This is a genomic window from Arthrobacter sp. HLT1-20, assembly GCF_054510895.1.
Genome location: NZ_JBTNDR010000021.1, coordinates 24,299 through 45,606, shown reverse-complemented (window position 1 = coordinate 45,606; position 21,308 = coordinate 24,299). Strand labels below are relative to the sequence as shown.

Below are 21,308 nucleotides of genomic sequence, written 5' to 3'. Positions count from 1 at the left end.
CTCACGGGGCATCCGCCCCGGGTGTGCTAAATTCCAGCAGGCGCTGAGCGTATTTGGCCAGCACGTCCACTTCCAGGTTGACGGTGCCGCCCACGCCCTTGGCGCCAAGGCCCGTCTTTTCCAGCGTGACGGGAATCAAGCCCACCTCAAACCACTGTTCAGGCAAGGCCGCCGGGCTGACGGCCGTGACGGTGAGGGATACGCCGTCGATAGCGATGGACCCCTTCTCGGCAATGTAGCGCGATAACTCGCGGGGCACAGCAAAGCGCAGGCGGTCCCACTTGCCCTGGTTCTCGCGTTCTTGCAGGGAGCCAACACCGTCCACGTGGCCTTGCACAACATGGCCGTCCAACCGCCCCCCAGCCACGACGCAGCGTTCCAGGTTCACGGTGTCGCCCACCTGCAGCGCACCCGTTGTGGTGCGCTTGAGCGTCTCGCCCATGACATCAACTTCAACCGTTCCGGCGTCCAGGCGCACGGCGCTCAGGCATACACCGTTGACGGCGAGGGAGCCGCCAAGGTTGAGCCCGTCCAGCACCGATCCGGCCCGGAGCACCAGCACGGCGCTGTCCGACTCCGGCTGCTGCTCAAGACTTACCACAGTGCCGCGGCCCTCAATAATTCCAGTAAACATGCGCTATTTTCCTTCCACGCTGGCGGCCTTGGCCGGCATCAACGTCAATTTTAGGTCCGGGCCCAGAATTTCCACGGGCCCCCGGGTGGTGCTGTCCCATTCCCAACGTTGGGCGTTTTCCAGGGTTCCAATGCCCAGATCGGTCAGGGCCGGAATGCCGGCGCCCAACAGGGTCGGGGCAAGGTAGACAACCAGCTCATCCACCAGCCCCTGCGCCAGGAACGCCGCGTTGATCATGGCGCCGCCCTCAATCATCAGGTGCCCCACTCCGCGTGACTTCAATTCCCGTACGACGGCGGCCGGATCGTGGGTTTGCAGCGCCAGGAAGTCGTCGGCGCCAGCATCGCCACGGACGGCTGCGTCCGCAGGAATCTCGCGCATGCCCATCACCACGCGCAGGGGTTGCCTGGCTGCTGCCGTGCCGTCGGCGGCGCGGGCGTTGAGCCTCGGGTTGTCTGCAATCACGGTTCCGGTGCCCACCACAATGGCATCCACCCGGGCGCGCAGCTCGTGGGAGTCCTGCCGGGATTCCTTGGAGGTGATCCACTGGCTGGTGCCGTCAACCGCCGCAATCCGCCCGTCAACTGTTTGGGCCAGCCTGGCGGTAATGAAGGGCCGGTTCTCCCGGACGGCAACAAACCACTGCCGGTTGAGGTCTTCGGCCTCGGCGGCCATCAACCCCATGCGGACGTTGATGCCCTCATTGTGCAGGATCTCCGCTCCCCCGGCCGACATCTCGTTCGGATCCGACACCGCAAACACCACATTGCCAATTCCGGCGTCCAAAATGGCCTGGGTGCAGGGCCCGGTCCGGCCCACGTGGCTGCACGGCTCGAGGGTGACGATGAGGGTTGCCGCCGAGAGGTCGCGCTTCACACCGGTGCCGAGCAGGCGGTTGATCACATCAGCTTCGGCGTGCGCAGTGCCGGCCCCCTTGTGATAGCCGATGGCCAGGAACGTACCGTCGGCGTCGATGATTACAGCCCCCACCAACGGGTTGGAGCTGCGGACGCCCTGACGAGCCGCCGAGAGCGCAGTCTCCATGCCGAGCACCTCAGCGTGGGTGAAGTGCTCGGGTTCGGGGCTCGAACCGCCCTGGTCCAGGGTGCTGAAATTCATGATTTGACCTCTCGATTGCTCACAGTGATGTCGGGGAACGTGGCATCCACTGATACCTGGCCAGCCAAGGCGTCGCTGGTGCGCCGCACCCGCCACCACACAAAGAATCCAGCCAGCGTAAAGGCGCCGTAGAAGATATACATGAACGCTGAGGCATAGTAGCCGGCGCTAAAGAGCAGCGGGACGCCCACCAGGTCCACGGCCACCCAGATGAGCCAGAACTCCACCCAGCCCTTGGCCATCCCGTAGGTTGCCAAAAGGGAGCCCATGAAAATCCAGGCGTCGGCCCAGACGGGTTCGTAAGAACCCATGGCGCGGAAAATGGGGGTGAGAATTGCTGTGCCGGCGATCATGGTGCCCACCAGGGCCCAGCGTACGCGGACTCCGGCCCAGCGCGGCTCAACGGCCTCGCCAACGTGGGTGCCGCCGTCGAGCTTCCCATGACGGGTTTGGCTCCACCGGTGCCAGCCGTACACGGAGACCGCGATGAACATGATTTGGCGGCCGGCCTGGCCCAGCAGGTTGACGTGATCGGCCGAGCCGAAGACTGAGCCCATGAAAACTGTGAACAGCAGGACGTTGCCAATGATGCCCACGGGCCATGCCCAGATTTTACGGCGCATTCCGCCGAGGGCGCTGGCGAGCCCAAAAAGATTGCCTATGACTTCACGCCAGAGCAGGAATCCGCCACCGGCGAATTCAAGTTTGGCGTCAAAGAGCCATCGCAGAAAGTCCATCGTTACCTTTACCCTTTCAAGACCGCGATGGCTCCGGGGGTAACGACAGAATGGGCTCACCCGTACGACGGCGGCAACAGCGTATGCTGCTGCGACACCTTTGGCGGGTGGCCAAAACTGTTCGTGCTTCTCCCATCCAGACTTTAACTGTCGGTTCCGGAATTTCACCAGATCAACCGTGCGCTGCAAGCTGTTTCCAGCTGGCTGCGCGCGGGTCGCGGACTATAACCGCCGGTTCGGAATTACACCGACCCCGGAGCACGTGATACTTCTTTTTTGCTGCCCGCAATTGCGAACAGCACTTACAGTATGGCACCTTTTACGGCGCCATTTGCATTGCTTACTTCTTGTGTAATGCGCGGTGAGTCCGATTCATTCCCGCCCCTAAATCTGTGGCGCAGTTATTGCACCGAATTCCGCCAGGAAAGCGTTATCCGATGCAACTACTGCGTCATAGTTGGGCGGAGGCGGGCTTAGCCGAAGGCCAGCTGACCCTTGGCCCGCAAGGATTCGATGGCTGCCTCCGGCGAAGGCTTGCCGTAAACGGCCGATCCGGCCACAAAAATGTTGGCCCCGGCCTCGGCGGCACGGGTGATGGTTTCCTCGGTAATGCCGCCGTCCACCTGAATGGCCACGTTGACGCCGCTGCCTTCGATGGCTGCCCTGGCCCGGCGGATCTTGGGCAGGGTCAGCTCTAGGAACGACTGCCCACCGAAACCCGGTTCAACCGTCATGATGAGCAACATGTCCAGTTCGGTGAGCAGGTCCAGATAGGGTTCCACGGGCGTGGCCGGGCGCAGCGCCATGCCCGCCTTGGACCCGCGGGCACGCAGTTCACGGGCCAGTTTAATGGGGGCGTTGGATGCCTCAACATGGAACGTCACCGAGGCCAGGCCGGCGTCCGCATACTGCGGGGCCCACCTGTCCACGTCGGCGATCATCAGATGCGCGTCCAAGGGAATGGGGCTGACCTGCTGGATCCGCTCCACTACAGGAAGCCCCAGGGTCAGATTCGGCACAAAGTGATTGTCCATGACGTCAACGTGGACGGCGTCGGCGTTGCTGATGCGCGCCAACTCCGCTTGGAGGTTGACAAAGTCGGCGGACAAAATGCTCGGGTTGATGCAGCATTTGAGCGGATTACTGGTCACGAAGAAGCCTCATCTTTTCTGCTGGGATTTTCTGCTGTGCCACGTGTAGCGCCTGTGGCGGTGCAGGCGGGCTAGTTCTTGCGGATCAACGCAAGGAACATGGCATCGCTTTGGTGGATGTGCGGCCACAGCTGCGCCATTTTCTGGTGGGCAGGCACGGCCGAGGTGGTGTTGCCGGCACCCACGTTGTGGCTGAGGCTGACAGCGTCAAGGGCCGCACCGGCGTCGAGCAGTTCAAGATCGTCACGCTTGCGCATCACGTCCTCCACCACGGCGATGGTCTCGGCCACGTGCGGGGAGCAGGTCACGTACGCAACCACGCCGCCGGGCTTCACCGCCGAGAGTGCCGATGTCAGCAGTTCACGCTGCAGCGGGCCCAGCTGGGTCACGTCGGAGAGCTTGCGGCGCCACCGGGATTCCGGGCGACGGCGCAAGGCCCCCAGTCCCGTGCAGGGCGCGTCAACCAGGATCCTGTCAAAGGCTTCCGGGTGCTCCTTGCCAATGTCGCGGCCGTCGCCCGTGCGCACGGTCCAGGTGTCGGCAGGGACTGCCGCGAGGGCTTGGGAGACCAGCTTGGCGCGGTGCACGGAGGGCTCGTTCGCCAAAATCCAGGCACCCTTTTCCGCGGCGAGGGCTGCCAGTAGGGCCGCCTTTCCACCGGGGCCGGCACACAGGTCAAGCCAGCGCTCCTCGCCGTCGTTCGGCTCGGAGGTGATCTCCACGGCCGCCAAAGCCCTGGCCACCAGCTGCGAACCGGCGTCTTGAACCCGGACTGAACCGTCACGGACACTCTCCAGACGGCTCAAGTCGCCGCCGGAGGACAACGCGGAATCGGCCACCAATTCACCGGGCGTGAAGCCGGCCTCGAACGCCTCGGACAGATCACCCAGGCCCGGCAGGGCCACAAGGTTCACCACGGGGGCCTCGTTGTCGGCCTCCAGCAATGCCGTGATCTCGGAGACGTCACGGCCGTGGGCCACCAGGGCCTGGCGCATGGAACGCACAATCCATTCCGGGTGGGAATGCTCAATCGAGGCAATCTTCACGTCGTCGCTGAGACCCTCGGTGAGCTCGCTGAGCCACTGCGGCAATTCCTTGGCAGCCACCTTGCGCAGCACAGCATTGACCAAGCCCGACGGGCCTGCACCAATGACGGCGCGGGCCAAGCCAACAGTCTGGTCCAGGGCGGCGTGCGTGGGCACGCGCATGGCCATGAGCTGGTGGGCGCCAATGCGCAGGGCATCCAAAATGGCCGGGTCCAGCTCGCTAAGTGGGCGGTCCACGCACTGGGCAAGGATGGCATCATAGGTGCCCTGGGCGCGCAAGGCACCATAGGTGAGTTCCGTGGCGAAGCCGGCGTCGCGGCGGTCCAGGCCGTGCTTGCGGATCCGCGTGGGCAGGACCAGGTTGGCGTAGGCGTCGTCAGCGGAGACTGCCCGCAATACTTCGAAGGCCACCAGGCGCGCCGGATCGGCTACTCGGGTGCGCTGCCCGGGAGCAGTATCTGTCCGGTTGCGCGTGGTGCTGCGGTTCCGCTCGCGCCCTGCATCATCACGACGCCGGACACCTCCGGAATTGCCGCCCTGCCCCGATCGGTTGCCTTGGTGGCTCGAACGTCCGCCTTGCTCGCTGGTCATTCAAACACCACATCTTCCTTGTTGGCCAGGCCACGGGCCCAGTCTGTTGCTTTCATAAGTTTTTTGCCTGCTGGTTGCACGCTCACTAGCTCAATGGCGTGCGATCCCGTGCCCACCAGCACAGATTTTGCCTCGGCGCGAAGCTGCCCCGGCGCAAGATCGGTGACATCCGGACGCAGCACTACCGGTTCCAGTTTGAAGCGTTGGCCGCCGAGTAGCGTCCACGCGCCGGGTTCGTTGGTGACCCCGCGCACTCGCCGGTCGATCGCCAGGGCCGGATCGCTCCAGCGCACGTGGCCGTCTTCCAGGGTCAGTTTGGGGGCCAACGAAATGTCGCCGTGCTGGGTAACACCGCTGAGCGCCCCTGCGGCCAGGCCGTCAATGGTTTGGGCCAGGAGCACCGCACCGCTGTGGGAGAGCCGTTCCAGCAGCTCGGCGCTGGTGTCTGTGGGGCGGATGCCCTCAGTCATGGTGCCGTACACGGGGCCCGTGTCCAGGCCCTTTTCCAGCTGGAAGGTGGCGGCACCCGTCACCTGGTCCCCGTTGATGACGGAGTGCTGTACGGGGGCTGCGCCGCGCCACGATGGGAGCAAGGAGAAGTGCAGGTTGATCCAGCCAAGGCTGGGAATGGTCAGCGCGGCTTCGGGAATCAACGCACCATAGGCAACAATGGCGCCCACCTGCGGCGCTGCGGCGGCGATGGCCGCGGCAGTTTCGGCGTCGATCGTGTTGGCCTTGATGACGGGCAGGCCAAGTTCCTGCGCGCGGGCAGCAACGGGCGACGGCGTGAGCACCCGTTTGCGGCCCAGCGGCGCGTCGGGGCGGGTCAGGACGGCAACAATCTCGTGCCCGGCGGCGCGCAGGGCCTCCAGGGACGGCAGTGCCACAGCTGGTGTTCCGGCAAAAAGTACCCTCATTGGGCGGCGCCTGCACCAAATGCGGAGCCCACGGTGCGGGCCCGCTTGGCAACAGTTTGTGCCGTCACATCGTGGTAGTTGGCGGTGCGAATGGCGCGCAGGGCGTCCTTGCGGTCCTCTCCTTCAAGGCGGTCAACATAGAGCTTGCCCATCAGGTGGTCCGTCTCGTGCTGGAAGCACTTGGCCAGAACGCCTGTAGCCTCCATGTCGATGGGGTGACCGTTCTTGTCCACGCCCGTGATGCGCACCCACCTGTGACGCTCAACCTTGTAGCCCAACCCCGGCACTGACAAGCAACCTTCAGCATCCTGCGCAGGCGCAAAGTCGTCGCTGGCCACCAGGATGGGATTGATGATGTGGCCTTCCTGGCCATCCACCGAATACGTGAAGATCTGCTTGTTGACACCAACTTGGGGTGCCGCCAGGCCGGCTCCGCGAACATCCACCATTGTCTGATGCATGTCGTCAATGAGCTTGGCCAGTTCGGGACCAAAGGTTGTCACTTCCTCGGCCACTGTTCGCAGGACAGGGTCGCCAATGATGCGAATGCTCAGGATGGCCATGGGTGGGGACCTCACTTTGGAATTGATGCGTTCCGGTTCAGGGGAATGCTGGGGCTTCTAAGTCTAGTTGGCGCTCAACGTCCGGGCGGCGAAATTTCCAGCAAAGGTGTCCCTGCGGCGGCGGCATCCAATGAGGTTTGCCACACACGGCGCAGCGAGGCGAACTTAAACCAGTGGGCCTTGAGCACTTCAGGGTTGGCCCGCAGTGTGCGGACTTCGGTTTCGCCGATGGCAACGCCGAGCAGGATGGGGTCAGCACCGTACTTCCAGGGTTCCCAGGTGCCGGCGGATTCGTCAACAACGGACTCCTCGGCCTTCATGCCGGCAACCAACTGCATGACCACCTTGGCATCTAGGCTCTTGACCTGTCCGTTCCTGTCGGTGCCCTTGGTTTTGTAGTCGATGATGCAGAGCTTGCCGCCAATGGTGGCCACCAGGTCCAGGGTCCCGGCATAGCCCAGTGTTTCATTCCAGACGGTGACCTCCGGGGCCAGTGGCTTGACCTGGTAGTCCTCCCACCACGTGTCAAAACGCAGGGCGAAGTTTTCTTCGCCCTGCTCGGCCAGGGCCTCACGGGCCTCCGCCAATTGGTGTGGCCTGTCCAGGGCGCGCAGGGCCACCTGTTCGCAGTAGTTGTGCACCCTGTCGCCACGGGCCGCCGCCGCGTCGCGGAACTGCTCAGCCGCGTTGGAGCTGTCCCGCACCACTGTGCGCAACTGACCCGGATTGCCCACGGCGGCACCCAGATCAGGGTGTTTCGCCACGGCGGTTGCCGCCATGTAACCAATCCAGCCGTCCAGGGTGTTGGATTGCTGGCCAATGACCGTGGTGATGGAAGGGACCTTGGGCGGGTCCTGCAGGGAACGGGCGTACATGCGCCCCAATTCGGTGCTGTGTGCCAAAGCTGGTGCTGTCATACCTCTACTATTCCACTACCGTCGGACACCGCGGCGCACTAGGGGGCTCAGCTGTGGATAAGTCCACCCAGCGTAAGCTCACGGGTTAAACAGAAATGCCGGAACCCTGTGGATTCCGGCATTTCTTTATTGAGCGGTTGACGAGATTCGAACTCGCGACATCCACCTTGGCAAGGTGGTGCTCTACCAGCTGAGCTACAACCGCATTTACTGCTGTACCGATTTGCATCAGCTGAACGAGCTAGGCTCATTCGTGGGCGATACTGGGATCGAACCAGTGACCTCTTCCGTGTCAGGGAAGCGCGCTACCGCTGCGCCAATCGCCCAAAGTGCGCCAAAATACAGAGCACCGCATAAAACTGCCGGAATCCAACAGGATTCCGGCAGTTTTTTTGCATACATCCGAGCGGTTGACGAGATTCGAACTCGCGACATCCACCTTGGCAAGGTGGTGCTCTACCAGCTGAGCTACAACCGCATTTACTGCTTACTGATTTGCATCAGCTGAACGAGCTAGGCTCATTCGTGGGCGATACTGGGATCGAACCAGTGACCTCTTCCGTGTCAGGGAAGCGCGCTACCGCTGCGCCAATCGCCCAATGCATCCCGCTGAACTATACAGCAAAATACCTTGTGTCAGTCAAACTGGAGGTGGGAACGGGATTCGAACCCGTGTGCACGGATTTGCAGTCCGTTGCCTCGCCTCTCGGCCACCCCACCATGAATACTGAACTGTGTCATGCGAGCGGTTGACGAGATTCGAACTCGCGACATCCACCTTGGCAAGGTGGTGCTCTACCAGCTGAGCTACAACCGCATGAGTAACATTTTCTCCGTTTGCGTCTCCGCTTCGGTAGTCCGTGTTGCTGCGGTAAAAACAATACCCGAGGCCTTTCCCAATCACCAAATCGACCACGCACTCCTGAGCGCCCTGGCCGTGACAGTCACTCAAGATCGTTGAGATGGCGCGGCGGATGGCACTTTCATTCGAATTACAACCATGTGATTCCTGGGCGTTTTCGGGGTGTTTTTGCCACGTTCACCCACAATTTCCCGTGAGGCGCTCGTCACATTTCCACTATTAATGTTCGACGCCGGCCACTCGCCCACTGCTTTTAGGCCACCTTGGGTGCCGCAGTAGTGGGGCGATCGGTACGCACGCTGCGGAGACAGCGTGTGGCAGCACTGCATGAGAAAACGGGCGATTATGAGCACGGGAAAGTTTGAGCTATTGTTTTGAACGCACCACAGGAACGCGCATGTATCGCTTGGCGATTATGCAGTTCATCTTGGGCGATTGGCGCAGTGGTAGCGCGTTCCGTTCACACCGGAGAGGTCGCTGGTTCGAACCCAGTATCGCCCACCCAAAGATAAAGCCCCTCTGATCAGCACCAACGCTGACCAGAGGGGCTTTTTCGTGCCCAAAACGAGCTGCGGGGGCAGAGCGCTGCCGATGTGGCAATTCGCTGCCCATATATCAACAGCGAATCACCACTTCGGCAGCGCGGCGTGCCGGGCCCGCCATTTCGAAGGGTTAGTGGGCGAGCTTGAGCCCCACGATGCAGCCCACCAGGCCCAGCAACAGCAGGATCTTCAGCAGTGAGACGGCTTCCGTGCCGGTGATCATGGCGTAGGCAACCGTTAGCGTTGCGCCAATGCCCACCCACACCGCGTACGAGGTCCCAATGGGGAGGGTGCGCATGGCCCAGGCAAGCCCGGCCATGCTGGCAATCAACGCCACAACAAACACAATGCTGGGGGCTAATTTACTAAAGCCCTCGCTCTTTCCCAGGGCCGTGGCCCACACAGCCTCGAGCAATCCCGAGACGATCAAAATAATCCAGGCCATGACTTTTTCTCCTAGACGCCGTCTTGTCGCTGGCCGGGTACGGCGCACCTCGTCCGGGTGCCATCTGGCATCATCCAGTCTGGCACATCTAGCGGGGGAGCAAAAAAGATACGGCAAACTGCCAGCAAAAATACGGTTGACAACATGTCCTCACCCACTAGGCTGGAAAAAGTTGGGGCGCAAAAGACCCCAGGAGCGAAGGGAGGTGCCTATTGTCTATTTTTGACGATATCAAGGGCAAGGCTGAGGGACTGATCGCCGGCAAGGAAGACGCCATCAAGAATGGCATTGAAAAAGTTGGTGACTTTGTCGATGAGAAGACTGGTGACAAGTTCAAGGACCAGATCGACTCAGCGCAGCAGGCCGCGTCAGGTTTTGTAGACGGCGCAGCAAAGTAACTCACTTCGCTCTTGATCAGAGCGTCAAGGGGGCGTCGGTCCCGTCGAGAGACGGCACCGACGCCTTCCGCGTTTAAGCGCCGAGCCGGCTACCCCACGGGCGCGGGCACACTCAGTTCCTGGGCCTCACGGGCCAGCGCCGTTAGTCGCGAAACGGCACGGAAGTACTTTTTCTGGTAGCCGCCGGCCATCATTTCCGGGGTGAACAGCTGATCCAAGGGAGCTCCACTGGCCAGGATCGGCACATCCTTGTCGTACAGCCGGTCGGCCAGCACCACAAAACGCAGCGCAACGGACTGCTCGGTGATGGTGTGGACGTTGCGCCACACCACCGCGTCAATGCCGGCGAGCATCTGGCGGTACCGCGACGGGTGGACGCCGGCCAGGTGGTCAACCAGCGTGCCAAAGTCATCCACGGCCACTGTGCGCCCGGCAAAGTCCTGGCGCATGCGCGCATCCAGGTCGCTGTTGGCAACCGGCTCCGGAGGGGTGGGCAGGCCGCGGTGGCGGAAGTCTTCCCCGTCAATGTGCAGGATCTCGAACTGGTCCGCCAGCACCTGGATCTCGCGCTGGAAGTCAACGGCCGCAAAGCGCCCGTCGCCCAGGGACCCCGGCAGGGTGTTGGAGGTGGCAGCGAGCTTCACACCGGCGTCGGCCAGTTCACGCATGAGACGCGACATCAGCACGGTGTCTCCGGGATCGTCCAACTCAAACTCGTCAATGCAGACCAGCTTGTAGGCACTGAGCGCCTCGACGGTTTTGCGGAAGGACAAGGCGCCCACCAGGTTGGTGTACTCAACGAAGGTGCCGATAGCTTTGGGGCCCTTCACTTGGTGCCACAGGGAGGACAGCAGGTGGGTCTTGCCCACGCCAAAGCCGCCGTCGAGGTAGATTCCGGCGCGACCGGCGGGGACCTTGGGCTTTCCGCCGAAGAGTTTCCGCAGGCCGGTGGCGGGCTTGTGCGCGGCGCCGGCAGCAAATTCTTGCAGCATGGTCACGGCCTCGGCCTGTGAGGGCTGGGAAGGGTCCGGGCGGTAGGTGGCGAAGGCAACCTCACCAAAACGCGGCGACGGGACGAATCCCGCCAGCAGTTCCTCCACCGAAACTGCCGGGCGGCGGGTGGAAAGTTGCTCAACGTGTACCAAGGATGTTTCCCATCATCAAAAATTTTCAGGCGTTCGTGATAGGCGCATCACGGATACAAGAATACCCACCCCATATTGCCTTGCGTTAACGGCCGGGAAGTAAAGCGAGCCCCAACTGGTTACGCTGATAGTCAGGAACAGCCGCCGCACCTCAATTCGCGGCGGCACGCTTTATACGAAGGGGCATCATGCCTATTGCAGTTGAATCAAACGAGAAATTCGCCGCCTACGCCCACCCGGAGCGCCTGGTTTCCACGCAGTGGCTCGCGGACGCCCTGGCCAGCGGTGCCACGGCAGACGGCGCCCTAGTGGTGGTGGAGTCCGACGAGGACGTGCTGCTGTACGAGACAGGCCACATCCCCGGCTCGGTCAAGATTGACTGGCACACTGACCTGAACGACGACGTTACCCGGGACTACATCGACGGCGCGGCTTTTGCCCTCCTCTCCACCGCCAAGGGCATCTCGCGCGACACCACGGTGGTTGTCTATGGCGACAAGTCCAACTGGTGGGCTGCCTACGCATTGTGGGTTTTCACCTTGTTCGGCCACGAAGATGTCCGCCTGCTCGACGGCGGCCGCGACAAGTGGATTGCCGAGGGGCGCGAACTGACCACCGAGTCCACACCCTCCTCCCCCTCCGCCGGTTACCCGGTGGTGGAACGCAACGACGCCCCCATCCGCGCCTACAAGGATGACGTGCTGGCACACCTGGGCAAGCCGCTGATCGATGTCCGCTCCACCGAGGAGTACACCGGCGAGCGCACCCACATGCCCGCCTACCCCCAGGAAGGTACCCTGCGGGGCGGCCACATTCCCACGGCCGCGTCCATCCCGTGGGCTCGCGCCGCAGCAGAAGACGGTAGCTACCGCAGCCGCGAAGAACTCGAAGCCCTGTACCTGGATGAGGCTGGATTGGTTCCCGGCGACGACGTTGTGGCGTACTGCCGCATCGGCGAGCGCTCCAGCCACACCTGGTTCGCGTTGAAGTACCTGTTGGGCTTTGACACGGTGCGCAACTACGACGGTTCCTGGACCGAATGGGGCAACGCTGTCCGTGTTCCCATCGCCATTGGTTCCGAGCGTGGCGAACTGCCCACGACCAACTGATCCCCAGCTACCGGGTTATGAGAAAGAATCGTACTGTTTAGAGAATGACTACTTCACCAGCACTTCCGCCGTCACTGGCCGAGATCGTCAACGATTTCCAGGAACTAGAGGAGCGCGACCGTCTCACCCTGCTTCTGGAGTTCTCGCGGTCCCTGCCGGACTTGCCCGAACGTCTCACTAACCATCCCGAGCTGTTGGAACAGGTGATGGAATGCCAGTCGCCGCTGTTCCTGACGGTTGAGTCTGAGCAGACTGACACGGGTGAGGTTATCCGACTCTTCTTCAAGGCTCCCCCGGAAGCACCCACCACCCGGGGCTTTGCCTCGGTCCTGTTCGAGGGACTGGATGGTTTGACGGCTGCGGAGATCCTGGCCATTCCCGATGACATGCCTGAGCAATTGGGACTGACACGCGCCATCTCGCCCCTGCGCATGCGCGGCATGTCCGCCATGTTGGGACGCGTTAAGCGCAAGATCACTGCCGGTGTTCGCCCCGCTGCTTAACAACAAATGTCCTCATGAAATGCCCCACCATGTCTCCCTCTCGTAATGGAGACATGGTGGGGCATTTTTCATGGCCGCATTCTCCGCAGCCCGATTTTTCGCAGGGCAGTAGCACGCTGACATAATGTCTGCATGGCCAAAAAGACCCCGCCCGCCAGTGCAGGCACCCCGGCGACGCTCGCTCTCACGGCAGCGGGAGTTCCGTTCACCGCCCACAGCTATGCGCATGATCCCGCCAACACTAGCTACGGCATGGAGGCAGCAGAGGTTCTTGGCGTCCCGCCGGAGCGTGTCTTCAAAACCCTCATGGCGGATGTGGCCGGAACCCTGATGGTGGCCATTGTCCCGGTCAACGGGATGCTGGATCTGAAGGCCCTGGCCCAGGCGGTTGGCCACAAGAAGGCAACGATGGCCGATCCCGCCGCAGCCCAGCGCCGCACAGGCTATGTGTTGGGCGGCATTTCACCCCTTGGCCAGCGCCAGCAATCCCCCACGGTGTTGGATGAATCGGCATTGCTCAGTGAGTCCATCTACGTCTCCGGCGGCCGGCGTGGGTTCGACGTGGAGCTCTCCCCCACCGACCTCATCAGCCTGACCAAGGCGACCACGGCCAAGATCGGCGCCCCGGGCTAGGCGGGACGCCGCAACGCGCTACTCTCGCGGCAGCCCGTACCGGCCCAGGCGGGGTCGCAGCCAGGTTTCCACGGCGCTTTCCCAACGCTGCGGGTCAACGTTCCACTCCTTGGTGTGCCGTGCCTTGCTGAACGGTTCAAAAGTGACCATCTCCGGGTTGCGCCGGGCGAGTTCGGCGGTGGGCTCGTAGGGGACAAAGTCGTCGTCAATGCTGTGCAGGATCAACGACGGCGTCCGCAGCTCAATGGCGCGGGCCACCCAGTCCATGCTCTTGAAGTCCACGGGCGCTGCCAGGCCCGTGATGCGCCGGCCCAGCGGATGGCTGAGCATGAGCTGGCCGTACCGGCCAATATAGTCCGGGATCCGGTTCACCTGGGCCTGGTGGGCTAAGACATTGACCCAGCTGATGACGGGGGCGTCGAGCACCATGGCCAGAACATGCTTGCGGTTGCGGGCCTGGTCGGCTGCCTGCAGGCTGATGGCCCCGCCCATGGAATTCCCAAACAGGACCACGTCCTTGGCACCGCGGGAGATGGCAAAGTCAATGGCCACCTCCACGTCCTGCCACTCGGTGATGCCTAGACCGTACCTGCCATCCGGGGTGGCTGGCGCTTCGCCGTCGTTCCGGTAGGACATCAGCAGCGCGCTCATGCCCAGCCGGTGCGCCGTGGCAATGGCACGCAATCCTTCGGTGCGGGTGGCACCGCGGCCATGGACCATGATGGCCCAGGTGGGTCCGGGGTTCAGCGCCGGAATCAGCCAGGCCGGCGCCTCGCCAACCGGCAGGTTGAGTGTGACATCCTCGTACGGCAGGTCCAGCTGTTCGGGATGGGAATACAGGTTGCCGGACCACCATCCTGCCGTTGCCATGCGAAGATCGCCGCCATAGACGGCGAGCACCTCGCGGGTGATGCTGCCTTCGCGCGGCACATAGGAAATGATCCGGCCAATGATGGCGTGGGCTGTGCTGTCATTGAAGTACAGGCCGTAGCTGCCCTCAATGATGGTGTCAGCTGTGGCCTCAAGCACCACCTGCTGCTCGGGGCCGTTGGCTATGACGGCCAGGATGGCGATGTCGGCAACACGCTGCTTCTCAGGTGTCACCACCCTGCGGGCAAAATAAGCTGCCAGCCCGGAGGTGGCCGTGACCACCACCGCGGCCCCAATTCCTGCCGCTCCGGCGCCCAGGGCGCCCCATTTAAGCCATTTGTTGGACTGCTGCACCGAGGTAGCCATAGGACCATTGTGCCCACCACGCCGGGGCGCGTCGAGCGGCACACCGGACACATCCGTAACTTTCTTCGCACAACTTGCCCGCGTGGCATTGTTTATAGTCCACGGAAGCCTAAGCTGGTGCCATGAGCGATACGATCATCATCCTGACCGAAGAACCGCTGACCGCCGTGGACGTGACCAACATTTCCGATTTGTATGGCCCCGAGGACGACGTGGAACTGGTGCTGCTGGTTCCTGCCGACACCAAACGGAATTTGTTTGTGGATGTCATTGACCAGTTGACCATGCTGGATCTGCCCGGTGCCCTGCGTGAAATCCGGGAGAAGCCAGACGCCGACGCCGTGCGTGCCGAGGCCAATGAGACGCTGGCGGAGTCCCTGGCCGTCTTGGCGGCTTCCGGTGTCAAGTTCAGCGGCAGCGTTGCCGTGGGCGACGCCGTTGCCTCCCTGGTTGCCAAGGTCACCGAGACTGGTGCCCGGCAGGCAGTTGTGGTCACCCGCCCCCATGCAGTAGCCGACACCTTCCGGCAGGACTGGGCGCATCAGGCACAGCGCAAGCTCGGTCTGCCCGTTTTGCATTTGTACTCGGGTTCGGGATTTATTGGCGACTCCTAAACGTTGGAACAACTATGACCACCTCTGAAAACCAGGCCACGCCTGCAGTAGTAAAGACCGAGCAACAATGGCGCAACGAGCTCACTCCGGCGGAGTATCAGGTGCTGCGCCAGGCCGGCACCGAAAGGCCGTACACCGGAGAATACTGGGACTCCACCCAGGAAGGCGTCTACGAGTGCCGGGCCTGTGGCGCCGAACTGTTCACCTCCAAGGAAAAGTTCTCCGCACATTGCGGCTGGCCCGCCTTCTATGCCCCGCTGGCAGAGGGCACCGTGCGCTACCTGCATGACACCACCTTGGGGATGAAGCGCATTGAGGTGCGGTGCATGGCGTGCGATTCGCACCTGGGCCACCTTTTTGAGGGCGAGGGCTATGGCACTCCCACGGACCAACGTTTTTGCATCAACTCGGTGAGCCTGAAACTGCGTGAGGGTCCGGTGGCGCTGTTGCCAGAAGCACCAGAAAACACCTGAGCACGAGAGTTTCTTATGCTCGAGGCATTTGCACATTAGATTTGCTGTTCCGTTGCTACGCTCGGGAAAAGACCTGAACGCACAGTAGTAAAGGACAAATCCCATGACTCTTTCCTTGGCATCGGCATCCGTGGCAACAACGGATGCCAGCACATTTGACTACGGCACGCTGGCAGCCGATCCTGCCTGGCTGGCCCTGAAAAACGCGGCCACGCAGTTGGCATTGCTGCAAGTCAAGGACGGCTCCGTGCCCGAGCCACAGGATCATGGCGCCGCCGCGTCCTTGATCGAAACCATCACGGTTTCCATCAAGGACCTGGCCCCGCACTTCCCGCACGACGGCGAATACCTGCACCTTTTGGTGCAGGACTTTGACACGTGGGTGGGGCAGGGCCTGGGCGTCCCAGACTTCCTGGACTCACTGCTGGCCTTCAACCCGCAGGAACACCGGATCAACGGCCTGGGTCACCTGGTGGTGTTCCCCATGTACACCCAAAACGGCTCAACCTCCCGCCTGGTGGAAGCCGTTCTGGTGGAGGTCATCTGGCCCGAGTTCATCGGCGAGCTGGAAGCCGGCAACTACTCCAACAAGCTTTTCGTCCCGCTGCGCTTCATTGACTTCACCCCCGGCTATGACAGCAACTCAGCTGTGCTGTTCCCGGAGAGCGTGGCCGTGCGGGAGACACCGACCTTCACCTGGGGCGCCATCTTCCAGGACCGTGAGGCTGCCCGCTTCCGCCGGGTGGTGCGCGAGGCCGCCAAGGTCACCCGCCTGGAACTGCCGGCCGACGCCCTGGAACTGTTGGAGAACCAGGCGCTCACCCAGGAAACCTTCGTCATGTGGGACTTGATCCACGACAGGACCCACATGCGCGGCGACCTGCCCTTTGACCCGTTCATGATCAAGCAGCGCATGCCGTACTTCCTGTACTCGCTGGAGGAACTGCGCTGCGACTTGACGGCATACCGCGAATCGGTGGCCATTGAACATGACGAGGCCGCCTCCCCCGAAGCCCGTCAGCACGCCAAGTTGGTGCAGTACGCCGTGATCTTTGACAGGATCTTCCGTTTCGCGATCACCGGTTCCCGTGTCCGCAACTATGACGGACTGGGCGGGCAGCTGCTCTTCGCCTGGCTGCACCAGCACCACGTGCTGCACTGGACGGACACCCGCCTGACCATCGATTGGGACCAGGTTCCGGAGGTGGTGATTGCGCTGGGTCGTGAGATCGAGGACCTCTACTGGCGCTCGATCGACCGTCCCAAGCTGGCGCACTGGTTGGCCGCTTACCAGCTGGTGGCAACCACCCTGACCCCGAATCCCGCCTCCACCTGGGCCAAGGGTCCCGATGCCCTGCCGCTGACAGCACCGCTGCGTGAAATCACGGACCAGGTCATGGATGACGAATTCCCGCTGTCCATGTTTTACGAGGCCCTGAACAAGAAAATGGCCGCCGTCATTGAGTCCACCTCCGGCATGACGGGTACCAGTGCTGCCTAAGTGGGTACTCTAGAAACCATGACAACTCCCCTGGTACTCATTGCCGGCGGCAGCAGCGCCGCCGGCATTGCCGTGGCCCGCGAACTGCTCGGCGCGGGCATGCGCGTGCTCACGGTAGGGTCCGACGCCGGACGCATCAGTGCCGCCGCCACGCTCACCGCCGGCGCCGTCCCCCTGGTGTGTGAGCTGTCCGATCCGGCGGCCGTGGCCCAATTGGCGGACACGGTCCACACGGAGTTTGGCCCGCTTGACGGGCTCATCCACCTGGTGGGCGGCTGGCGCGGCGGAGCAGGCATCGCCGAACAAAGCGACACCGACTGGGACTTCCTGCACGCCTCGGTGCTGGGGACCATGCGCAACACCAGCAAGGCGTTCTTTGCCGACCTTGCGGCGTCCCCTGTGGGCCGGTTGGCCATCGTCTCCTCCACCTCCGTCACGGCACCCACCGCCAGCAATGCCAACTACGCCGCCATCAAGGCAGCGGCGGAAACGTGGGTGCAGGCCGTGGCCCAGGGCTTCGAGGCCGAGGCGGGCAAGCAGACGGGGGCGGGCGGGGCCCCCAACTCCAGTGCCGCCGTCGTCCTGGTGGTGAAGGCCCTGGTGGATGACACCATGCGGGCCCGCTCCCCCGAACGCACATTTCCCGGCTTCACCGACGTGGGCCTGCTGGGCCGCACCGTGGCGGAGCTGTTTTCCACCGACGCCAGCGAGCTTAACGGCGCGCGCGTCATCCTTAACTAGAGAAGGTCTCTGTGAACCCCGACTCCACCCAGCTTCACGACCCCGCTGTGATCAGCTTCGCCTCGGACAACTACTCCGGCATCCACCCGGAAGTCTTGGCGGCCGTGGCCGCGGCCAATGGCGGGCACCAGGTGGCTTACGGCGAGGACGACTACACCACCCGTCTGCGCCAGGAGATGGGGCTGCTCTTTGGCCGCGACGTTGAGGTGTTCCCCGTTTTCAACGGCACCGGCGCCAATGTGCTGGCCCTGCAGTCGCTGTTGCCGCGCTGGGGTGCCGTGGTGTGCGCCGCAACCGCTCACATCAACATGGATGAGAACGGCGCCCCGGAGCGGGTAGGTGGCATGAAGCTGCTGGCCGTCCCCACCGACAACGGCAAGCTGACACCCGAGCTGATTGACAAGGAGGCGTGGGGGTTCGGCGATGAACACCGCGCCCAGCCGCTGGCCGTCTCCATCACCCAGACCACTGAGCTGGGCACCTGCTACACCCCGGCCGAGGTGCGTGCCATCTGCGAGCACGCGCACTCCCTGGGCATGAAGGTCCACATGGACGGGGCCCGGCTGGCCAACGCGGCCGCCCACCTGGGCGTTCCCGTGCGTGAATTCACCGCCGACGCCGGCGTGGATGTCCTGTCCTTTGGCGGCACTAAGAACGGGATCATGTTTGGCGAGGCGGTGGTGGCGTTGAACCCGCAGGCCACCGATGGGCTGATTTACCTGCGCAAGATGAACATGCAGCTTTCCTCGAAGATGCGTTTCATCTCCGCCCAGCTGCTGGCCCTGCTGGCCGATGACCTCTGGCTGCGGTCGGCGTCGCACGCCAACGCCATGGCCGCCCGGCTGCGGGCAGCCGTAGCGGACTTGCCCGGCGTGCAGTGCACCCAGCCCACCGAATCGAACGGCGTGTTTGCCATCTTGCCCGACGGCGTGGCCGAACGTTTGCGGGAGAAGTTCCGTTTCTACGACTGGGACCAGGCCGCCCGCGAGGTGCGCTGGATGTGCTCCTTTGACACCCAGGAATCAGATGTTGACGCTTTTGTGGCCGCCCTGCAGGCGGAGCTGGCAGCCTAGAGCGGCACCCTGATTGCGGCGCGCCTGCCGAGGTTTAGGCCGGCGTCGTCATAATCTGCCAAGGTGAGTCAAATCCCACAGCTTCCCGCTGACTTCCAAACCGCCTTGGCGTCCCTGCGGGCGGGGCGAAGCCGCAGCGAATTGACGCTGGCCGAAGTCCCCGCCCCGGCACGGCTTGCCCCCTTCGGCGTGGCACTTGGTGCCGAGGTCATGGTGGACGGCGACGAACTTGCCACGGGACGCTTCATCCTGCTCCACGACCCCCACGGCTCGGAGCTGTGGGACGGCACCTTCCGCATTGTCACCTATGTGCGGGCGCAGCTTGAGGCGGACATGGGAAACGACGCCCTGCTGGGCAACGTGGCCTGGGCCTGGCTGGTGGAGGCCCTTGAGGCAGCGGATGCCCGGTACCGCTGCGCGGGCGGCACGGCCACCCGCGTCCTCTCCGAAGGCTTTGGCGCCCTGGCTTCCCGCCCCGATTCCATTGACATTGAACTGCGCGCCTCATGGACTCCGGAGGGGCCCGATGTCCGCGCGCACCTGCAAGCGTGGAGCAATCTGGTCTGCACGTTTGCCGGCCTGCCTCCCGTGCCGCATGGTGTGACACTACTCCCACAGCGGCGCCACAACAGCGGCTGGTGACGCTGCGTGGGAGGCTCGGCGCGGCCGGCGGCGGTTCCCACCCCAGCAGATCCTGCACCATTCGGTAGACTAAGGGCATCATGACCAACCCAGAATCCAGCGCACACAGCCGCGCCCGGGCCAAAAAGTCCGTTGCACACCATGGCACCGACTCCCCCTCCAACACCCCGGCGGGCACAGGGGCCGCACACGAAGCCGCCACCGCCGTCGAACTGGCCCCCGCACCGCTGACCAGCGTGGTCATTGACGGTGTCCGGGTGGAACTCGGCGACCTGCCCGATTTGGTGGTGCTGGATATGCCACAGGACGGGATTCCCGCCGTCGTGGAAACCCAGCCCGCCCTGGCACGGTGCGCCGCGGCACTGGCCAGCGGGCACGGACCTGCCGCCGTTGACACGGAACGTGCCTCCGGTTTCCGGTACGGCCAGCGCGCCATGCTGGTGCAGATCCGCCGCGAAGGTGCCGGCACCTGGCTCATCGACCCCGAGGCCTTCGATGACCTGAAGATTATTGACGAGGCCCTGGACGGGGTGGAGTGGATCTTGCACGCCGCCAGCCAGGACCTGCCGTGCCTGGCAGGTGTTGGCATGTGGCCCAGTAAACTTTTTGACACGGAACTGGCTGCGCGCCTGGCCGGGCTGCCGCGCGTCGGTCTCGGCGCCGTGGTGGAATCCCTGCTGGGCTACCACCTGGCCAAGGAGCACTCGGCCGCCGACTGGTCCCAGCGCCCCCTGCCCGAGCCGTGGCTGCGCTACGCCGCCCTCGACGTTGAGGTCCTGGTTGATCTGCAAGAGGAACTCGTGGCGCTGCTGGAAAAGGACGGCAAGCTCGATTACGCCGCCCAGGAGTTCCAACACCTGATTGACGCCGGCGTACCCGCCCCGCGCGTTGACCCGTGGCGGCGCACCTCCGGCTCCCACACCATCCGCAACCGGGTCCAGCTGGGCGTGGTCCGCGAGCTTTGGTACACGCGGGAGAAATTGGCCGAACACCGGGACATCGCCCCCAGCCGGCTCATCCCGGACTCGGCCATTGTGGCCGCCGCCAAAGGCATGCCCACAACGGTTCCGGCCCTGCTGGGCCTGTCCGGTTTCCACGGACGCGCCGCCAAACGCGACGCACCCAAGTGGCTCCACGCCATCCAAACCGCCAAGAACAGCACCGACCTGCCGCCCCTGCAGGTCTCCACCAACACCCCTCCCCCGCCGCGGGTGTGGGCCGAGCGGGATCCCGAGGCTGCGGCCAGGTACGCCACGGCACGCCAGCGCCTGAACGATCTCGCCGAGTCCATCAACATTCCCGGCGAAAATGTTCTCACACCGGACTTCCTGCGGCGGGTGTGCTGGCGGCCGCCGTCGAGCATCAATGTGGAGAGCGTCTCAGCCCAGCTGGCCGAACTTGGCGCCCGCCCGTGGCAGATTGAAAAAACTGCGGAACTACTCGCCGACTCCCTCCTGAACCCGGAGCCGCTGCCACCGAAGGAACCGAAGACCCCCAGGTCCGAGGAAGCGACCACCTAGCCCCTCTGCCTCCGCCGACGGCGTGCCAAACGGGCGATGACGTGTGAAATTTCATGCGTCATCGCCCGTTTGGCACGCCGTCGGACTTTGAGCGGGGATTTTGACTCTAAGTTACTCGCGGGTAACATGATGTGTGACACAGTCGTCCCCAAATTTCTTGGGCCGGCGACATCCGTTGAACGCACTCAAGGAGCAC

The 21,308-nt window shown here is 63.3% G+C and carries 22 protein-coding genes, 7 tRNA genes and 2 riboswitches; of the genes, 12 read left to right on the top strand and 17 right to left on the bottom strand.

The features are described 5' to 3' along the window. Nucleotide 1 precedes the first annotated feature (1 nt). The 14 genes from ACX80Q_RS12285 to ACX80Q_RS12220 form a co-directional block, all read right to left on the bottom strand. A complete protein-coding gene (locus tag ACX80Q_RS12285; RefSeq protein WP_459330811.1) occupies nucleotides 2–634 on the bottom strand; it encodes a riboflavin synthase in 633 nt (210 codons plus the stop codon). Between the two features lie 3 nt (nucleotides 635–637). After that, nucleotides 638–1,753, bottom strand: coding sequence for a bifunctional diaminohydroxyphosphoribosylaminopyrimidine deaminase/5-amino-6-(5-phosphoribosylamino)uracil reductase RibD (gene ribD / locus ACX80Q_RS12280; protein WP_459330810.1), 1,116 nt, complete (start codon nucleotides 1,751–1,753; stop codon nucleotides 638–640). Then, the gene (gene pnuC, locus ACX80Q_RS12275; protein ID WP_459330809.1) at nucleotides 1,750–2,490 is read right to left on the bottom strand and encodes a nicotinamide riboside transporter PnuC; all 741 of its coding nucleotides are present in this window, start codon (nucleotides 2,488–2,490) and stop codon (nucleotides 1,750–1,752) included. The genes ribD and pnuC overlap by 4 nt, the downstream gene beginning before the upstream one ends. A gap of 120 nt (nucleotides 2,491–2,610) precedes the next feature. Further along, nucleotides 2,611–2,755, bottom strand: a riboswitch (FMN riboswitch). Between the two features lie 208 nt (nucleotides 2,756–2,963). Then, a complete protein-coding gene (rpe, locus tag ACX80Q_RS12270; RefSeq protein WP_459330808.1) occupies nucleotides 2,964–3,641 on the bottom strand; it encodes a ribulose-phosphate 3-epimerase in 678 nt (225 codons plus the stop codon). 71 nt (nucleotides 3,642–3,712) lie between these two features. Beyond that, the gene (locus ACX80Q_RS12265; RefSeq protein WP_459330807.1) at nucleotides 3,713–5,278 is read right to left on the bottom strand and encodes an RsmB/NOP family class I SAM-dependent RNA methyltransferase; all 1,566 of its coding nucleotides are present in this window, start codon (nucleotides 5,276–5,278) and stop codon (nucleotides 3,713–3,715) included. Continuing rightward, on the bottom strand, nucleotides 5,275–6,195 hold the full coding sequence (gene fmt, locus ACX80Q_RS12260) for a methionyl-tRNA formyltransferase (RefSeq protein WP_459330806.1): 921 nt from the start codon (nucleotides 6,193–6,195) through the stop codon (nucleotides 5,275–5,277). Before fmt ends, ACX80Q_RS12265 begins: the two co-directional genes overlap by 4 nt. Then, the gene (gene def, locus ACX80Q_RS12255) at nucleotides 6,192–6,758 is read right to left on the bottom strand and encodes a peptide deformylase (RefSeq protein WP_459330827.1); all 567 of its coding nucleotides are present in this window, start codon (nucleotides 6,756–6,758) and stop codon (nucleotides 6,192–6,194) included. Before def ends, fmt begins: the two co-directional genes overlap by 4 nt. A gap of 74 nt (nucleotides 6,759–6,832) precedes the next feature. Next, nucleotides 6,833–7,675 (bottom strand): PD-(D/E)XK nuclease family protein, encoded by an 843-nt coding sequence (locus tag ACX80Q_RS12250; protein WP_459330805.1) that lies wholly within the window; start codon nucleotides 7,673–7,675, stop codon nucleotides 6,833–6,835. 132 nt (nucleotides 7,676–7,807) lie between these two features. After that, nucleotides 7,808–7,880, bottom strand: a tRNA-Gly gene (locus ACX80Q_RS12245). A 49-nt stretch (nucleotides 7,881–7,929) separates the two neighbouring features. Next, nucleotides 7,930–8,001, bottom strand: a tRNA-Val gene (locus ACX80Q_RS12240). A gap of 79 nt (nucleotides 8,002–8,080) precedes the next feature. Beyond that, nucleotides 8,081–8,153 (bottom strand) — tRNA-Gly (locus ACX80Q_RS12235). A 48-nt stretch (nucleotides 8,154–8,201) separates the two neighbouring features. Beyond that, a tRNA-Val gene (locus tag ACX80Q_RS12230) sits at nucleotides 8,202–8,273 on the bottom strand. 48 nt (nucleotides 8,274–8,321) lie between these two features. Beyond that, nucleotides 8,322–8,395: transfer RNA gene (locus tag ACX80Q_RS12225), tRNA-Cys, on the bottom strand. Nucleotides 8,396–8,419: 24 nt separating this feature from the next. Continuing rightward, nucleotides 8,420–8,492, bottom strand: a tRNA-Gly gene (locus tag ACX80Q_RS12220). A gap of 474 nt (nucleotides 8,493–8,966) precedes the next feature. Here ACX80Q_RS12220 and ACX80Q_RS12215 point away from each other — a divergent pair. After that, a tRNA-Val gene (locus ACX80Q_RS12215) sits at nucleotides 8,967–9,038 on the top strand. Between the two features lie 171 nt (nucleotides 9,039–9,209). On the opposite strand, the gene ACX80Q_RS12210 is transcribed toward ACX80Q_RS12215, so the two are convergent. Then, nucleotides 9,210–9,524 (bottom strand): DMT family transporter, encoded by a 315-nt coding sequence (locus tag ACX80Q_RS12210; RefSeq protein ID WP_459330804.1) that lies wholly within the window; start codon nucleotides 9,522–9,524, stop codon nucleotides 9,210–9,212. A gap of 12 nt (nucleotides 9,525–9,536) precedes the next feature. Continuing rightward, nucleotides 9,537–9,598: riboswitch (guanidine-III (ykkC-III) riboswitch) on the bottom strand. Between the two features lie 138 nt (nucleotides 9,599–9,736). Between ACX80Q_RS12210 and ACX80Q_RS12205 the strand changes: the two genes are divergently transcribed. After that, nucleotides 9,737–9,922, top strand: a complete 186-nt coding sequence (locus ACX80Q_RS12205) for an antitoxin (RefSeq protein ID WP_459330803.1) — start codon at nucleotides 9,737–9,739, stop codon at nucleotides 9,920–9,922. An 89-nt stretch (nucleotides 9,923–10,011) separates the two neighbouring features. On the opposite strand, the gene zapE is transcribed toward ACX80Q_RS12205, so the two are convergent. Continuing rightward, entirely contained in the window at nucleotides 10,012–11,067 is a 1,056-nt protein-coding gene (gene zapE, locus ACX80Q_RS12200) for a cell division protein ZapE (RefSeq protein WP_459330802.1), read from the bottom strand. Between the two features lie 188 nt (nucleotides 11,068–11,255). Between zapE and ACX80Q_RS12195 the strand changes: the two genes are divergently transcribed. The 3 genes from ACX80Q_RS12195 to ybaK all read left to right on the top strand — a co-directional run bounded on the left by ACX80Q_RS12195 (nucleotide 11,256) and on the right by ybaK (nucleotide 13,312). Then, nucleotides 11,256–12,176 (top strand): sulfurtransferase, encoded by a 921-nt coding sequence (locus ACX80Q_RS12195; RefSeq protein WP_459330801.1) that lies wholly within the window; start codon nucleotides 11,256–11,258, stop codon nucleotides 12,174–12,176. A gap of 44 nt (nucleotides 12,177–12,220) precedes the next feature. Then, entirely contained in the window at nucleotides 12,221–12,679 is a 459-nt protein-coding gene (locus ACX80Q_RS12190) for a SufE family protein (protein WP_459330800.1), read from the top strand. Between the two features lie 132 nt (nucleotides 12,680–12,811). Continuing rightward, a complete protein-coding gene (gene ybaK, locus ACX80Q_RS12185; protein ID WP_459330799.1) occupies nucleotides 12,812–13,312 on the top strand; it encodes a Cys-tRNA(Pro) deacylase in 501 nt (166 codons plus the stop codon). Between the two features lie 18 nt (nucleotides 13,313–13,330). On the opposite strand, the gene ACX80Q_RS12180 is transcribed toward ybaK, so the two are convergent. Further along, complete coding sequence (locus tag ACX80Q_RS12180) at nucleotides 13,331–14,548, bottom strand: alpha/beta hydrolase family protein (RefSeq protein WP_459330798.1); 1,218 nt, start codon at nucleotides 14,546–14,548, stop codon at nucleotides 13,331–13,333. A 122-nt stretch (nucleotides 14,549–14,670) separates the two neighbouring features. On the opposite strand from ACX80Q_RS12180, the gene ACX80Q_RS12175 reads away from it, so the two are divergent. The 7 genes from ACX80Q_RS12175 (at nucleotide 14,671) to ACX80Q_RS12145 (ending at nucleotide 21,112) form a co-directional block, all read left to right on the top strand. Then, nucleotides 14,671–15,162, top strand: a complete 492-nt coding sequence (locus ACX80Q_RS12175; protein ID WP_459330797.1) for a hypothetical protein — start codon at nucleotides 14,671–14,673, stop codon at nucleotides 15,160–15,162. Between the two features lie 14 nt (nucleotides 15,163–15,176). Further along, a complete protein-coding gene (msrB, locus tag ACX80Q_RS12170) occupies nucleotides 15,177–15,635 on the top strand; it encodes a peptide-methionine (R)-S-oxide reductase MsrB (protein ID WP_459330796.1) in 459 nt (152 codons plus the stop codon). Between the two features lie 103 nt (nucleotides 15,636–15,738). After that, nucleotides 15,739–17,136: a DUF6421 family protein gene (locus ACX80Q_RS12165; protein WP_459330795.1), complete on the top strand. Its 1,398-nt coding sequence runs from the start codon at nucleotides 15,739–15,741 to the stop codon at nucleotides 17,134–17,136. A gap of 18 nt (nucleotides 17,137–17,154) precedes the next feature. Beyond that, nucleotides 17,155–17,877 (top strand): SDR family NAD(P)-dependent oxidoreductase, encoded by a 723-nt coding sequence (locus tag ACX80Q_RS12160; RefSeq protein WP_459330794.1) that lies wholly within the window; start codon nucleotides 17,155–17,157, stop codon nucleotides 17,875–17,877. 11 nt (nucleotides 17,878–17,888) lie between these two features. Next, the gene (locus tag ACX80Q_RS12155; RefSeq protein WP_459330793.1) at nucleotides 17,889–18,950 is read left to right on the top strand and encodes a threonine aldolase family protein; all 1,062 of its coding nucleotides are present in this window, start codon (nucleotides 17,889–17,891) and stop codon (nucleotides 18,948–18,950) included. A gap of 63 nt (nucleotides 18,951–19,013) precedes the next feature. Beyond that, nucleotides 19,014–19,592, top strand: coding sequence for a DUF3000 domain-containing protein (locus ACX80Q_RS12150; protein WP_459330792.1), 579 nt, complete (start codon nucleotides 19,014–19,016; stop codon nucleotides 19,590–19,592). Between the two features lie 80 nt (nucleotides 19,593–19,672). Then, the gene (locus ACX80Q_RS12145) at nucleotides 19,673–21,112 is read left to right on the top strand and encodes an HRDC domain-containing protein (protein ID WP_459330791.1); all 1,440 of its coding nucleotides are present in this window, start codon (nucleotides 19,673–19,675) and stop codon (nucleotides 21,110–21,112) included. Nucleotides 21,113–21,308 lie beyond the last annotated feature (196 nt).